This window comes from Micromonospora sp. NPDC048842, assembly GCF_040649935.1.
GTDB classification, from domain to species: Bacteria; Actinomycetota; Actinomycetes; order Mycobacteriales; family Micromonosporaceae; genus Micromonospora; species Micromonospora hortensis.
In genome coordinates this window covers 110,480-124,865 of the sequence record NZ_JBEZGK010000009.1, presented here as the reverse complement: position 1 = coordinate 124,865, position 14,386 = coordinate 110,480, and the positions used below count along the sequence as shown (strand labels likewise).

At 69.4% G+C, this 14,386-nt stretch carries 8 protein-coding genes and 1 pseudogene; 7 read left to right on the top strand and 2 right to left on the bottom strand.

The features are described 5' to 3' along the window. The first annotated feature begins 257 nt into the window (after positions 1-257). The 5 genes and pseudogenes from AB0C19_RS15395 (at position 258) to AB0C19_RS15375 (ending at position 4,590) form a co-directional block, all read left to right on the top strand. Positions 258-851 carry a hypothetical protein gene (locus tag AB0C19_RS15395; RefSeq protein ID WP_357184957.1) on the top strand — a complete coding sequence of 198 codons (594 nt, stop codon included), beginning with the start codon at positions 258-260 and terminating at the stop codon, positions 849-851. Between the two features lie 284 nt (positions 852-1,135). Then, positions 1,136-1,324: pseudogene (locus tag AB0C19_RS15390) on the top strand (hypothetical protein); the annotation flags it as partial. Positions 1,325-2,099: 775 nt separating this feature from the next. After that, positions 2,100-3,758: a sodium:solute symporter family protein gene (locus AB0C19_RS15385; RefSeq protein ID WP_357184954.1), complete on the top strand. Its 1,659-nt coding sequence runs from the start codon at positions 2,100-2,102 to the stop codon at positions 3,756-3,758. Positions 3,759-3,774: 16 nt separating this feature from the next. Further along, entirely contained in the window at positions 3,775-4,083 is a 309-nt protein-coding gene (locus AB0C19_RS15380) for a hypothetical protein (RefSeq protein ID WP_357184951.1), read from the top strand. 120 nt (positions 4,084-4,203) lie between these two features. Beyond that, the gene (locus AB0C19_RS15375) at positions 4,204-4,590 is read left to right on the top strand and encodes a hypothetical protein (protein ID WP_091405768.1); all 387 of its coding nucleotides are present in this window, start codon (positions 4,204-4,206) and stop codon (positions 4,588-4,590) included. 111 nt (positions 4,591-4,701) lie between these two features. Here AB0C19_RS15375 and AB0C19_RS15370 read toward each other — a convergent pair whose 3' ends face one another. Then, positions 4,702-6,486, bottom strand: coding sequence for a glycoside hydrolase family 6 protein (locus tag AB0C19_RS15370; protein WP_357184947.1), 1,785 nt, complete (start codon positions 6,484-6,486; stop codon positions 4,702-4,704). Positions 6,487-7,088: 602 nt separating this feature from the next. On the opposite strand from AB0C19_RS15370, the gene AB0C19_RS15365 reads away from it, so the two are divergent. Together AB0C19_RS15365 and AB0C19_RS15360 are read left to right on the top strand one after the other, a co-directional pair. Beyond that, a complete protein-coding gene (locus tag AB0C19_RS15365) occupies positions 7,089-8,330 on the top strand; it encodes a hypothetical protein (protein WP_357184944.1) in 1,242 nt (413 codons plus the stop codon). A gap of 1 nt (position 8,331) precedes the next feature. After that, positions 8,332-9,030: a class F sortase gene (locus AB0C19_RS15360; RefSeq protein ID WP_357184941.1), complete on the top strand. Its 699-nt coding sequence runs from the start codon at positions 8,332-8,334 to the stop codon at positions 9,028-9,030. Between the two features lie 74 nt (positions 9,031-9,104). Here AB0C19_RS15360 and AB0C19_RS15355 read toward each other — a convergent pair whose 3' ends face one another. Continuing rightward, positions 9,105-14,186, bottom strand: coding sequence for an NAD-glutamate dehydrogenase (locus tag AB0C19_RS15355; protein WP_357184938.1), 5,082 nt, complete (start codon positions 14,184-14,186; stop codon positions 9,105-9,107). Between the last annotated feature and the right edge of the window lie 200 nt (positions 14,187-14,386).

Genomic DNA, 14,386 nt, shown 5'->3' with positions numbered 1-14,386 from the left:
GGTGTCGGCGCCGCCGAGCACCGCGCCTGCCGGCTGCGCGCCCGGCCGCGTCGCCGGGCACCGGCGCGGGCGCCTTGGGCAGGATACGTAATCGGAGGCTGTTTCACTACCGCCCGTGTCGCTACCGCCCAAGCGCCTCTTCTGGGACGAATCAGGTTTCGGCCGGTGAGTAGTTGCGCCCCTCGTCAGGAAAGTGCCTCGGATCGGGATTGGCGATCACTGCGCGGAGGGAATAGCAGATGACGAAGGAGGAGCCCATGTCGCCCACGCAGATAGTCGTCATCGTGCTCGTCGTGCTGGTGATCGTCGCGGTGCTGGCCGTGGCCGCCCGCTCGCTCAACAACCGCCGGGCCCTGCGCAACCGGTTCGGATCGGAGTACGACCGGGTGGTGGCGGAACAGGACAGCCGGTCCGCCGCGGAGCGCGAACTGCGCGACCGGGAACGCCGGCATGCCGAGCTCACGCTCACCCCACTCACCCCGGAGTCCCGGGCCCGGTACGCCGCCGCCTGGGAGGAACTCCAGGTCCGCTTCATCGACTCCCCCGGCGAGACCGTGGGTGACGCAGACGAACTGGTCACCCGGCTCATCGAGGAGCAGGGCTACCCGACCGGTGACTTCTCCGACCAGATCGCCCACCTCTCCGTCGAGCACGCCCGCACCCTGACCAACTACCGGGACGCGCACGAGATCCACCTGCGCAATTCCCGAGGCGAGGCCAACACCGAGGAGCTGCGGCAGGCGGTCGTGCACTACCGCGCACTCTTCGCCGACCTGCTGGGCGAGGAGCCGGTCGGCCACCACACGCCCGAACAGCGCCACCACCCGGACCACGACGCCACGAGCCGCTGAGGAGGCCACCCATGCGCCAGGAAGAGCAGCAGGTGAGCAACGACCACCCGGAGGCCGTCCGGTCCGCGCCCGTGCCGGTACCCCCGGCCGGCGACCGGGCCGACCGCTCCGACGTCCCGGAGGACGCCCTCGACGACCGGGGCACCTTCGACGACCAGACCGCCGCCCACGAGCGGGCCGACGACACCGACCGGAACGCCGCGTACGACAGGGCCGACGACGAGCTGACCGACGACTCCGACCCGCGTCACCGGCGCGACGACCGGACCACCGACGAGGGTGGTTTCCACGAGCCGGGGCCGCTGCCGACGACGTTCGGCGCCACCACTGTGGCCGACGCGGTGGCCGCCTCCGCGCTGGCCAGCCCGCACCCGCAGGATCAGCCGGACCCGAGGGCCGAGCGGACCGCCCAGCCGGGCGACGGCGCCGAGGATGGTGAGCGGGAGGGTCTGCGCGCCGACCCGACCGCCGAGCTGCACCGCCGCGACGCGGACGTCGACGACAGCGCGGACGTCGACCGCACCGACCTGGACGACCGCGCCGACGCGGACACGTCCGCGCGGACCGTCGTCCCGCCGGGGAGCACTGAGGGCGACCCCGAGCGGCGCGGCGATCTGACCGGAGACCGGGATGCCGCCGCGGCGGGTGCGGCCGGCTACGGCAGCGCGACACCGGAGATGGTCGACCCCGACGCGGACGGCGAACCGGTCCCCGGCGACGACACCAGCCCCACGCTGGAGTCCGCCGGAACCTCCCGATCCGCCGGGTCGACAGTCGCGGCCGAACCAGCCACGCTCCTCGACACGGACACCGCGCAGGGCTTCCGGGACCGCTGGCGGGACGTGCAGCTGCGTTTCGTCGACGACCCGCAGGGGGCTGCCGGTGAGGCGCAGTCACTGGTGGAGGAGGCCATCCAGGCCCTCTCCTCGGCGCTGGCCGCTCAGAAGAGCACGCTGGGCGGGTGGCAGGACGCCGGCTCGGCCGACACCGAGCAACTGCGGATGGCGGTCCGCAACTACCGGGACTTCCTGGACCGCGTACTCGGTCGCTGAGTCCACCCCCCAACATTGGCGCCCCGGCCGCAACGGCCGGGGCGCCCTCTTGCGTGCCGACCGTCGCCGAGCCCGCCAGACCGCCCGACAGGGCCCGAACACGCCGGTCTCCACCTCTGGGAGTGAAACCGCGCGGACGGGGTAATACGGCGCGCGCGGACCAACCAGCGCGGACGTCGGGACGAGGGGTGACGGGATGGACGGCGACGGTCTTCGGCTCAACATGAACGGCCTGGATTACCTGATCCTGGCGCTGTACTTCGTCACCGTCCTCGGGGTCGGCTTCGCCGCGCGCCGGGCCATCCGGACCAGCGTCGACTTCTTCCTCTCCGGCCGCTCCCTGCCGGCCTGGGTGACCGGTCTCGCCTTCGTCTCAGCGAACCTGGGGGCGTTGGAGATCATCGGAATGGCCGCCAACGGGGCCCAGTACGGCGTCATGACGGTCCACTACTACTGGATCGGCGCGGTCCCGGCGATGGTCTTCCTGGGCATCGTGATGATGCCCTTCTACTACGGCTCCAAGGTCCGCAGCGTGCCGGAGTACCTGCGGCTGCGGTTCAACCGCCCCACCCACCTGCTCAACGCGATCAGCTTCGCCGTCGCCCAGGTGCTGATCGCCGGCGTGAACCTGTACGCGCTGGCCCTCGTCATGCAGGCGCTGCTCGGCTGGCCGCTCTGGACGGCGATCGTGGTCGGCGCGGCGATCGTGCTGGCGTACATCACCATCGGCGGCCTGTCCGGGGCGATCTACAACGAGGTGCTCCAGTTCTTCGTCATCCTGGCCGGCCTCATCCCGGTCACCGTGATCGGCCTGGTGAAGGTCGGCGGGTGGAACGGCCTGATGGACGCGGTCGGCGACACCAAACTCGGCGAGGCCGGCCTGCACGCGTGGCAGGACACCGGCAGCACCGCCAACCCGCTGGGCGCGCACTGGATCGGCATCGTCTTCGGCCTCGGCTTCGTGCTGTCGTTCGGCTACTGGACGACGAACTTCGCCGAGGTGCAGCGGGCCCTCTCGGCGAAGAACATGAGCGCCGCACGGCGTACGCCGATCATCGCCGCGTACCCGAAGCTGTTCATCCCCCTGGTCACTGTCATCCCCGGCCTGGTGGCGCTGGTCACCGTGAAGGGCCTCGGCGCGGAGAGCGGCGACCTCCAGTACAACAACGCCATCCCGCTGCTGATGCGCGACCTGCTCCCCAACGGCGTGCTCGGGGTGGCGGTCACCGGCCTGCTCGCCTCGTTCATGGCCGGTATGGCGGCCAACGTGAGCGGCTTCAACACCGTCTTCACCTACGACATCTGGCAGGCGTACATCCGCCGCGACCGGTCGGACGAGTACTACCTGCGGGTCGGACGGTGGGCGACTGTCGCCGCCGTGGTGATCGGGATCGGCACCGCGTTCATCGCGGCCGGGTTCAGCAACATCATGAACTACATCCAGGCGCTCTTCTCCGTCTTCAACGCGCCACTGTTCGCCACGTTCATCATCGGCATGTTCTGGAAGCGGATGAGCGCGCTGGCCGGCTTCTGGTCGCTGCTGCTGGGCACCCTGGTGTCGCTGAGCCTCTACCTGCTCTACAAGGGCGGTGTGATCGATTTCAACTCCGACCTGGAGGAGAGCTTCTGGGGTGCCGGTCTGGCGTTCGTCACGGCGGTGGTGGTCGCCGCGATCGTCACTCCGCTCACCGCACCCAAGCGGGACGAGGAGCTGCGCGGGTTGGTGTACGGCATGGGCGGCGTCGACCTGAAGGGCGACGTGCTCGCCGGGGACGCCGCCTGGTACCGCTCCCCGGTGCTGCTGGGTCTGATCGCGGTCGCGCTGGCCGCCCTCTTCTACATCCCGGTCTTCTAAGGAAAGGGGTCGGCAGATGAGCAACGATGGCCAGCCGGCACAGGACCCGCTGATCGACGAGGCGCAGGCGGAGCAGCGGCGTTCCGCCGCGGCCCGGCTGTTCGACATCCGCCGGGTGATCGGTGGCCTCTTCGTCGCGTACGGGGTCATCGTGACGCTGATCGGCATCTTCGACAGCCGGGCCGAGATCGACAAGGCCGAGGGCGTACGGATCAACCTGTGGGCCGGGCTGGCGATGCTCGCGTTCGGTCTGCTCATGCTGCTCTGGCAGTGGTGGCGCCCAGCCGAAGCGCCGGCCCCGAACGAGCAGCAGCCGGACGCCTGAGCGCCTGAACGCACGGATCGAGCACGGCCCGGCCCGACCGCCGGGCCGTGCGGCATGAGCGCGGCACGAAGGGGTACGTGGGGGAAATCAGGCACCGTGTCGGACACAGGAGGCAGCACCATGACCGATCGCGATCGCCAACCGCCGCTGGAGGACAGCCCCGAGGTGGCCTCGGCGGTGGACGATGACGCCACCGTGCCGCAGTTGCGGACCGGGGGTGGCCCGGACCGGGACACGCCGGGCTTCGCCGAACCCCGCAGCCGACCGGACGACCTCGCGCCGGACACCGACGAGCTGATCGGCGACCCGTACGCCGCCGGCACCGGGGCGACCGGGACGGGCACCGGCGCTGGCGGGGACAACATCCGTACCGGGGGCGAGCAGCCCTGGGAGCCGGAGGACCTGGTGATGGCCCGCGGGCAGGACCTGACACCGGAGAACCTGGAGAAGGCCCGCCGTGACCTGGCCGAGCAGGGGCGGGCGGCGATCGAACGCACAGTGCCGTAAGGGGGGGTCCCCGGCCCGACCTGTGACGGTCGAGCCGGGGACCCGGGGGGAACCTGCTGCCAACAGTGCCTCACCAACCACTGGCAGCGGGTTGGTGCGTGAGCTACCCGATCAGAGCGCCGGGTAGGCGTTGCGCATGAGCTCCTGGAACTGGGCGGAGAACCACGCACCGGAGATCGGCGCGTCGCCGAGTGCCCCGGACGGGTTGTTGCCGTTGCGGGCGTTACCGCCGTACGTCGGGTCGCACATCCGGTCGAAGCCCTTGCCCTCGTTGTTCGGGATCTCCTTGCTGGAGCCGTCCGACTCACCCGGCGGCTTCACCCAGACGTAGGCGTCGATGCCCGTCGCCGGCGTGGCCCGGGGCCGCTCACCGAGACCGGCACCAGCCTGGTTGCACCAGTTGCCGAGGTGGGCCCGACGGTCGATGCGGCCGCCGTTCACGTACGTGTCGACGCTCGTCGTCGCGCCCGGACCGGTGGGCCGGGCGGAGCCGCCCCAGCCGTTACGGGAGGTGTCGATAAGCATGCCGATGTTGGAGTTGAAGCCGACCGAGACCAGCTGGTTGCGGAACGCCTGGGCGAACGACAGCTCGTCGACGTAGAAGTTCCAGTCGACCCACTTGGACTGCCGCACCGTCTGGCCGTTCACGTTGTCGGTGACCTTGAAGTACGGCTCCTGCAGCGCCGAGTAGTTCGCGGTGTTGGTGATGAACCCGTGCACGTTGTTGACAGTGCTGCCGGAGGCCACCGCTGCGGTCTTCAGGATGTTGGAGGTCGGGACGAAGTTGGAGTCCCAGCCGAGCCAGCCGTGGTGGCCGGCGTCGATGTAGTTGTAGACGTTGCCGATCGCGCCCAGCTTGGCGAGGGCGTAGCCGACACCGTTGACGTAGGCGCCGTTGGCCTTGACCGTGTCGCACATGACAGTGCCGCCGGCCTGATCGGACGTGTTGGTGACCAGGTTCGGCAGCGAGTCGATCTCGATGATGTTGATGATCCGCAGGCTGCTGTACTTCGACTGACCCTGGATGGCGGCGATCGGGTCGATGTACTGGGCCTTGTACTTCGGCAGCTCGTCCGGGCCCAGCTCACCGTTGGAGGCGAGCGCCGAGCAGTCCCGGCCGGGCAGGTTGTAGATCACGAACTGGATGTAGCCGGCACCTTGGCGCAGCGCCTCGTCCAGGTGCTCCTTCACGCCGAAGGCGCCGTTGGAGCTGCTGTCCGGCGTGCCGTTGATCGCGGCGATCCGGTCCAGCCAGACGGCGGTGGGGTTGTTGGAGACGCGGCTTCCGCCGGTCTCGGCGTCCGCCTTGGCCTTCCACTCCGGGTTCACGTAGCCGCGCACCCCGACGTACGGGTTGTCGACCTTGGTGCCCGGCGGGTTGGTGGGCGGATCGGTCGGCGGATCCGTCGGCGGGTCGGTCGGCGGGTCGGTCGGCGGGTCAGTGGGCGGGTCGGTCGGCGGCGTCGTGCCACCGTTGCAGACCACGCCGTTCAGGGTGAACGAGGTCGGCTTCGGGTTGCTGCCGCTCCACGCGCCGTTGAAGCCGATGCTCGTCGAGGCGCCGGTGGCCAGGGTGCCGTTGTAGGACAGGCTCCGGGCGGTGACCTGGCTGCCGGACTGGGTGAACGTGGCCGACCAGCCCTGCTGCACCCGCTGGCTGGAGTTGGCGAAGGTCCAGCCCAGCGTCCAGCCGTTCAGCGGGTCGCCGACGTTCTTGATGGTGACGCTCGCTGTGAAACCGCCGGGCCAGTCGTTGCTCGTGTACGCGATGTCGCACTGCGTCGCGGCCTGCGCCGCGGTAACCGGAATCGTTACGAGCCCACCGGCGACCAGGGCACCCGCGCCGGCGAGCGCGAGGGCCCGGCGTGGGCCGGTTAGCCTTCTCCACACATTCATGCCACTGATCTCCTTGGGCGAGACCGGGCCCACGTACGGCCCGGCGGGACGGCCCGATGGGCGTCCTGCACGGACGGCCGTCGGCACCACGGGATTCTTTGGGGGGCGCCCGACCCGGACGGGCGATGGTGGTGGTGTTTGCCCGGCCGATGCGTCGGCCGGTCGATCGGCGGCGGGTGCGTCGCCCGGTGAAACCGGGTGCCCTCGACTCCCCCTGCCTGCACGGTGTGGCTCTCTGAACCGCGTTCGCCGATTCTTGCATGGGAGCGCTTCCATGGCAATGGCTCGATGTGTTGCCGGAGCCGATTCGGACGATACCTCCGAGCGCGCCCCACCGGCACGCGCCGCCCGGACCCGCCGCTACCGGATGACCGGGGCAGGCCCTGCACGGGGAGTGCGGAACGCCGTGGCACATCCACAGGGCCCCGGGACGCCTGACACGGCGCTCAGCGCAGCGAAAGCCGCGTACCACCCCTTCGCCTCTTACTTGGAGCAAAGGTAAAACGCGAATCTTTCACTTCATAAGTCATGAAACGGTCTAACGTCGGTCTTAGCTCGGTTGTCGCCGAGCTCAGGACAACAGGGATGGAGTGACGCAGGTCATGGCTAAGAAGATGCTCGGGAAGGTCGTTGCGGGCGCCGCGCTCGGCGGCGCGTCGCTCCTGGTGTTCGCACCGGGGATCGCGTTCGCCGACGGCCACGACGACGGCAAGGTCTACGCCAAGCCGCACGTCGTCAAGGCTGGCGACGAGGTCAAGCTCCTCGAGATCTGCCCGGATCGGCAGGAGCACGCGTACGTGTGGTCCAAGGTCACCGGCAAGGTCAAGCTCAAGCCGGCGCATGAAGACCGGGGCGAGGACCGCGAGTGGCGCGAGGAGGAGAACTCCTCCGACCACGACAAGGGCAAGGACGAGCACGGCAAGGGCGACAAGGGCAAGGACCACGAAGGCAAGGACGAGCACGGCAAGGACGAGCACGGCAAGGACGACAAGGGCAAGGACCACGAAGGCAAGGACGAGAACGGCAAGGACGAACACGGCAAGGACGACAAGGGCAAGGACGAGCACAAGGACGAGAACGGCAAGGGTGGCCAGGGTGGCGGCGCTGCCGCCGACGCCTACGGCGACGAGGGCAGCAAGGACTGGAAGGGCGAGGAGCACGGCCAGGACGCCGAAGAGGGCCGTGACAAGAAGGACTGGGACTCCAAGGACGAAGACAAGAAGGACTGGGAGTCCAAGGACGAGCACGGCTCCGAGTACGGCTCGGACAAGGGCTGGGAGAACAAGGACGAGCACGGCTCCGAGTACGGCTCGGACAAGGGCTGGGAGTCCAAGGACGAGCACGGCTCGGACTACGGCTCGGACAACGGCTCCGACAAGGGCTGGGAGAACAAGGACGAGCACGGCTCCGAGTACGGCTCGGACAAGGGCTGGGAGAACAAGGACGAGCACGGCTCGGACTACGGCTCGGACAACGGCTCCGACAAGGGCTGGGAGAACAAGGACGAGCACGGCTCCGAGTACGGCTCGGACGAGCGCGGCGGTTACGGCGAGGACGAGCGCGGCTCGGACGAGCGTGACTGGGACAAGGAGCGCGAGTTCGTCTACTACGGCGAAGCCAAGGTCGACAAGGACGCCAAGCCGGGTCGCTACGAGCTCAAGGGCTCCTGCGGCGAGGGCGAGCTCGTCGTGCTGCCGCACGGCGGTGTCGACGGTGGTGACGGTGGCGTCAGCACCGGTACCGACCGGGGCCTGGCCACCGGCGGGGCGGGCCTGCTCGGCGCTGCCGCGCTGGGCGGGATCGTGCTGATGCGTCGTCGGCGGACCGATGGTTCGCTCGTCTGACGTGACGGCGACACCGGCCGGCGGCCGCCACGGGAGACCGTGGCGTGCCGCCGGCACGGCCGTCGTCGTCACCCTGGCCATGATCGGCGCCGGAATGATCGGCGCCTCACTGAAGACAACGCCCACTCCCCGACCGCCGCAGCCGCTGGCCCAGGCCGGCCCCGAGGCCACCGCGCCGACGAACACCGCCGACGATGCCGCGCCGGTCGACGGGCAGCCAGTCGGTCAGGCCGCGGCCGGGTTGGCCCGATCGGCACCGACCAGCATCGAGATCCCCCGGATCGGTGTCGACGCGACGATCATGTCGTTGGGCACCAACCCGGACGGCACCGTTCAGGTCCCACCGCTGGACAAGGCCGACCAGGCCGGGTGGTACGAACCCGGTGCGAGCCCGGGCGAGACGGGTAACGCGGTCATCGTCGGGCACGTGGACTCGGCGGTGCTCGGCCCGGCCGTCTTCTTCGACCTCGGCGCTCTCACCCCCGGCGACACCGTCACCGTGCGCCGCTCCGACGGAGTGCCGGCCACCTTCACTGTCGACTCGGTGAAGTCGTACCCGAAGACGGCCTTCCCCACCGAGTTGGTCTACGGACCGAGTGACCGGCCCAGCCTGCGGGTGGTCACCTGCGGCGGTCAGTTCGACCAGGCCGCGAAGAGCTACCCGGACAACATCGTCGTCTTCGCCACTTTGGCGGCCTGACCGGCGGCGAAACGAAACGCGGTCCGGCCGGTCGGGTCACCCCGACCGGCCGGACCGCGTCCGGCGTACCTGACTCAGGCGGCCGCGGAGGTCCGCACCAGGGTGCGGATCTGACGCAGCAGCACCGACAGGGCGGCGAGATCCGCCCGCGACTCGTCGAACTCACCCATCGCCCGTCGGGCCCGGTGGATGGATGTGGCGTTCGACTGCTCCCACTGCTGCACCCGCTCGTGCGGTGGCAGGTCGCCCGGGGTGGAGTCGAGTACCTCCGCGGTGAGCGCGGCCAGCGCTGCGTACAGGTCGTACCGCAGCGCCATCCGGGCCAACGTCTGCCAGCGGTCCTCCCGCGGCAGCAGGGAGATCTTCGACAGCAGCGAGTCCACCCGGAACAGGTCCGACAGCACGAAGTAGACCGAGGCCACCTCGCTGACGTCCCGCCCACTGGCGTTCGCGGTCTCCACCACGTCCATCAGACCGAAGCTGTACATCAGCCGGGTTGCCCGCTCCGCCAGCTCGCGGGGCAGCCCACGCTCGGTCATCGAATCCATGTGCGCGGCGATGCCCTGACGCTCGTTGCCGTAGAACAGCTCCTCCAGCCCCGGCAGCAACCGGGTGACCCCGTCGCGCAGCCGGGCGATCTCGGCCGGCACGTCGATCGGCGAACGCCGGTTGGAGACCAGCCACCGCACGGCCCGGTCGAGCAGCCGACGAGTGTCCAGGTAGACGCTGGTCTGCAGCTCGGGCGCCACCTTGTTGTCCAGCGCCTCGACCGCGTCCCACAGGTCGCGCAGGCCGAACACCTCGCTGACCACCACGTACGCCCGGATCACGTCGGCCGCGCTGGCCGCCGTCTCCTCGACCACCCGGAAGATGAACGAGATGCCACCCCGGTTGATCGCCTCGTTGACCAGCACTGTGGTGACGATGTCCCGGCGCAGCCGGTGCCGGCCCATCCGGTCGGCGAACCGCTCGCGCATCGGCGTCGGGAAGTAGTTCACCAGGACGTCGGTGGTCCACTCCTCGTCGGCCAACCCCTCGGTGAGGATCTCCCGCTCCAGGACGATCTTCACGTACGCGAGCAGCACGGCGAACTCCGGCGCGGTCAGCCCGGACTCGCTGCGGACCGCCAACTCCTCGTCCGGCGGCAGCGCCTCCAACGCGCGGTCCAACCCGCCCGAACGCTCCAGCTCGTTGATCATCCGACGGTGCACCGGGAGCAGCGAGGCGGCCTGGGCCTGGGCGTTGTTGATCGCCCGAGCCTGGTCGTAGTTGTCCCGCAGCACCAGCTCCGCGACCTCGTTGGTCATCCCGGCCAGCAGCTCGTCCCGGTCGGCCATTGTCAGCTCACCGTCGGCCACCGCCGTGTTGAGCAGGATCTTGATGTTCACCTCGTGGTCGGAGGTGTCCACCCCTGCCGCGTTGTCGATGAAGTCCGTGTAGATCCGGCCACCGGTCAGCGCGTACTCGATCCGGCCGAGCTGGGTCCAGCCCAGGTTGCCGCCCTCGCCCGCCACCCGGCAGCGCAGGTTCCGCCCGTCCACCCGGATCGCGTCGTTGGACTTGTCACCCACCTCGGCGTTGGTCTGGGTGGAGGCCTTGACGTAGGTGCCGATGCCGCCGTTCCAGAAAAGGTCCACCGGGGCGGTGACGATCGCCTTCATCAGATCCTGTGGCGACAACTGCGTGACGTCGTCGTCCAGGCCGATCGCCGCCCGGACCTGCGGCGTGATCGGGATGGACTTCGCGGTACGCGGGAAGATGCCGCCACCTGCCGAGATCAGCTCCGGGTTGTAGTCCTCCCAGGAGGAACGGGGCAGGTCGAACAGCCGTCGACGCTCCGTGTACGAGGTGGCGGCGTCCGGCTCCGGGTCGAGGAAGATGTGCCGGTGGTCGAAGGCGGCCACCAGCCGGATGTGCTCGGAGAGCAGCATTCCGTTGCCGAACACGTCGCCGGACATGTCGCCGACGCCGACCACTGTGAAGTCCTGGGTCTGGGTGTCCAGTCCCAGCTCACGGAAGTGCCGCTTGACCGACTCCCAGGCGCCCCGGGCGGTGATGCCCATCTTCTTGTGGTCGTAACCGGCGGATCCGCCGGACGCGAACGCGTCGCCCATCCAGAAGTTGTGGGCCTTCGAGATCTCGTTGGCGACGTCGGAGAACGTCGCGGTGCCCTTGTCGGCCGCCACCACCAGGTACGGATCGTCGCCGTCGTGCCGGACAACGTCCTCGGGCGGCACGATCTGCCCGCTGACGATGTTGTCGGTGACGTCCAGCATCGCGCCGACGAACTCCTGGTAGCAGGCGACCGCCTCGTCCCGGTCGCCAGGCTTCTGCTTCAACACGAAGCCGCCCTTGGCGCCGACCGGCACGATCACCGTGTTCTTCACCATCTGCGCCTTGACCAGGCCCAGCACCTCGGTACGGAAGTCCTCCCGACGGTCGGACCAGCGCAACCCGCCCCGGGCCACCGGCCCGAACCGCAGGTGCACACCCTCGAAGCGCGGCGAGTAGACGAAGATCTCGAACTTCGGTCGCGGCGCGGGCAGGTCCGGAATGGCCTGCGGGTCGAGCTTGAACGCCACGTACGCCTTCGGCCGCCCGTCGGCGCGCTTCTGGTAGAAGCTGGTCCGCAGGGTCGCCTCGATCAGCGTCAGGTACGAGCGCAGGATCCGGTCCTGGTCGAGGCTCGCCACGTCGTCCAGCGCGCCCCGGATCGTCTCCACCAGCTCACCGCTGCGCTGCTGCCGCTGCTCGGTGCTCGACTCGCCCGGCGCGAACCGGGTCTCGAAGAGCTCCACCAGCAACGCGGCGAGCTTCGGGTACGCGATGAAGGTCTGCTCCATGTAGTCCTGCGAGAAGACAGTGCCGGCCTGCCGCAGGTACTTCGCGTACGCCCGAAGCACCACCACCTGCCGCCAGGTCAGCCCGCCGCGCAGTACCAGCTCGTTGAACCGGTCCACCTCGGCCTCGCCGCGCCAGGCGGCCGCGAAGGCGTTCTCCACGTGCGGACGCACCTCGGCCAGCTCGTGATGCCCCTCGGGCAGCATGAGGCCGAAGTCGTACAGGTAGACCCGACCGTCGATGCGGTCCACCTCGTACGGGTGCTCGTCGACCACCCGTACGCCGAGCGAGTGCAGCACCGGCAGCACTGCGGAGAGCATCATCGGCTCGCCGTACCGGTAGACCTTGAACCGGACGTCCATGGCCTCGGCGAGGTCCGCGCCTGGCACCCGGGTGCCCGGTCGGGGCGCGAGCTGCTTGCGGAACAGGTGCATCTCCAGCTGGCCGGGCTCCTCGAGCAGCTCCAGCTTCGCCAGGTCCTTCATCGCCTCGTACGGCGTGTGCCCGTCCTTGTAGCCCTCCGGGAACGCGTCGGCGTACCGGGTGAACAGGTGCTTGGCCTGCTCGTCGCCGAGCTTGCGCTCCAGCACCAACCGGTAGTCGTCGTCCCAGAGCCGGGTCGCGTCGGCCAACTCCTCGGCGAGCAGGTCGGCATCGATGTCGCCGGGTGGCCGCGTCGGGTCGGTACGAACGATGAAGTGCACCCGAGCCAGCATCGACTCGGTGACCCGGGTGGTGTAGTCCACCCCGACACCGTTCAGCTCACGCAGCAGGATGTCCTGCATGCGCAGCCGGTTCTGAGTGGTGAACCGGTCCCGGGGCAGGTAGATCAGGCAGGAGATGAACCGCCCGTACGCGTCCCGGCGCAGGAACACCCGGAGCTGCCGCCGGCCGGCCATCCGCAGCACGCCGACCACCGCGTGGTACAGGTCGTCGGTCTTGATCTGGAACAGCTCGTCGCGCGGGTAGGTCTCCAGGATCTGGATCAGATCCTTGCCCGAGTGGCTGCGCTGGCTCAGGCCGGAGCGGTCCAGCACCTCGGCCACCTTGCGGCGTACCACCGGCAGCTCGCGAACGCTGGTCCGGTAGGCGGCCGTCGAGAACAGGCCCAGGAAGCGCCGCTCACCGATCACGTCACCGGCGGAGTTGAAGATCTTGAAGCCGATGTAGTCCAGGTACGCCGAGCGGTGCACCGTCGCCCGGGAGTTGGCCTTGGTGATGATCAAAAGGCGCTTCTCCAGCACCTTCTCGTGCGCCTCGGGCGTCATCGAGGACAGCGACCGCGCATCCGGCGAATCGGAGCGCAGGATGCCCAGGCCGGTGCCGAGCACCGCCTCCAACGCCTTGCCGTCGACCGGGTCGGCGGCGTCGCCGCCGTCCGCGTCCACCAACCGGTACTCGCGGTAACCGAGGAAGGTGAAGTGGTCCTGGGCGAGCCACCGCAGCAGCTCCACCGAGTCGGTGATGTCCTTTTCCGGCACCGGTGGGCGGTTGTCGGAGGTACGGGCGGACGCCAGCTCGTCGGCGAGCGCGAGGGCACGCTGACGCATCTTCGGCCAGTCCTCCACCGCCTCCCGCACGTCGGTGAGCACCCGCTGCAACTCGCGGCGCAACCGGTCCCGTTCGGCAGCGTCCCGGACCGGGTCGATCTCGATCCGCATCCAGCTCTCGATGATGTCGCCGGCGATCGCGTCATCCGGTTCCACATCCGCGGAGACCTCGGTGAGCCGGCCCAGCGGCTCCCGCCGCACCACCACCAGCGGGTGCACCAGCAGATGCACGTCGAGGTGGTACGAGTTGAGCAGCGCCGTCACCGAGTCGACCAGGAACGGCATGTCGTCGGTGACGATCTCGACGACCGTGTGGTGCTGGTCGGCGTGCGGTTCGTGGATCCGCAGCTTCAACTCGCCCGGCACCCGCTGTTGGGCGAGATCCCGGTGCGCCCGGGCCGCGTCGAGCATCTCTTCCGCCGTGAAGCCGACCAGCTCCTCGTCCGGGGCGAACCGCCAGAAACGGCCGACAAGTGTCGCCGCGTCGTGGTCGTCCCCGGCGAGCGCGACGGCCTGGGCCACCAGGCGCTCCGCGTTGGGGACTGGTTCGTCGAGCTCGGCGTCCTCCACGTCGTCGGCCAGCGCCTCGGCTGGCAGACCCAGATCGTAGATGGTGTCGATGCTCGACCCGGTCAGCCCGGTGACTCCCGTGTCGAGTCGGCCGTAGCCGTCCCCGTCGGTCGCCGAATCGAAGCTGTCATCGTCCCGGCCGGAGTCATCCTGCCGGAGGTCGGGTTCCGGTTTGATCGCCGGACGCCGGTCCATCGGTGCCACTCCCCTCGACCCACCGCGTTGTGGGTCACTCTGCCGCCCAGCCTAGGCCCTGCCGTTGTGCGCCTTCGTCGGCGGACCACTGGCCAGACGTCCGGATCGGGACTTTGTCCTTTCACCCGTTGCGGGTCCGAGGTTGGCCGGCTGCGGGATACCCCGCCACGCGATGTTCATCACACGGGCGCGGCCCGTCT

Excerpts from the sequence above, each read along its gene's own strand:
- AB0C19_RS15395 (WP_357184957.1), top strand. The coding sequence starts at position 258 with ATGTCGCCCACGCAGATAGTCGTCATCGTGCTCGTCGTGCTGGTGATC.
- AB0C19_RS15385 (WP_357184954.1), top strand. The coding sequence starts at position 2,100 with ATGGACGGCGACGGTCTTCGGCTCAACATGAACGGCCTGGATTACCTG.
- AB0C19_RS15380 (WP_357184951.1), top strand. The coding sequence starts at position 3,775 with ATGAGCAACGATGGCCAGCCGGCACAGGACCCGCTGATCGACGAGGCG.
- AB0C19_RS15375 (WP_091405768.1), top strand. The coding sequence starts at position 4,204 with ATGACCGATCGCGATCGCCAACCGCCGCTGGAGGACAGCCCCGAGGTG.
- AB0C19_RS15370 (WP_357184947.1), bottom strand. The coding sequence starts at position 6,486 with ATGAATGTGTGGAGAAGGCTAACCGGCCCACGCCGGGCCCTCGCGCTC.
- AB0C19_RS15365 (WP_357184944.1), top strand. The coding sequence starts at position 7,089 with ATGGCTAAGAAGATGCTCGGGAAGGTCGTTGCGGGCGCCGCGCTCGGC.
- AB0C19_RS15355 (WP_357184938.1), bottom strand. The coding sequence starts at position 14,186 with ATGGACCGGCGTCCGGCGATCAAACCGGAACCCGACCTCCGGCAGGAT.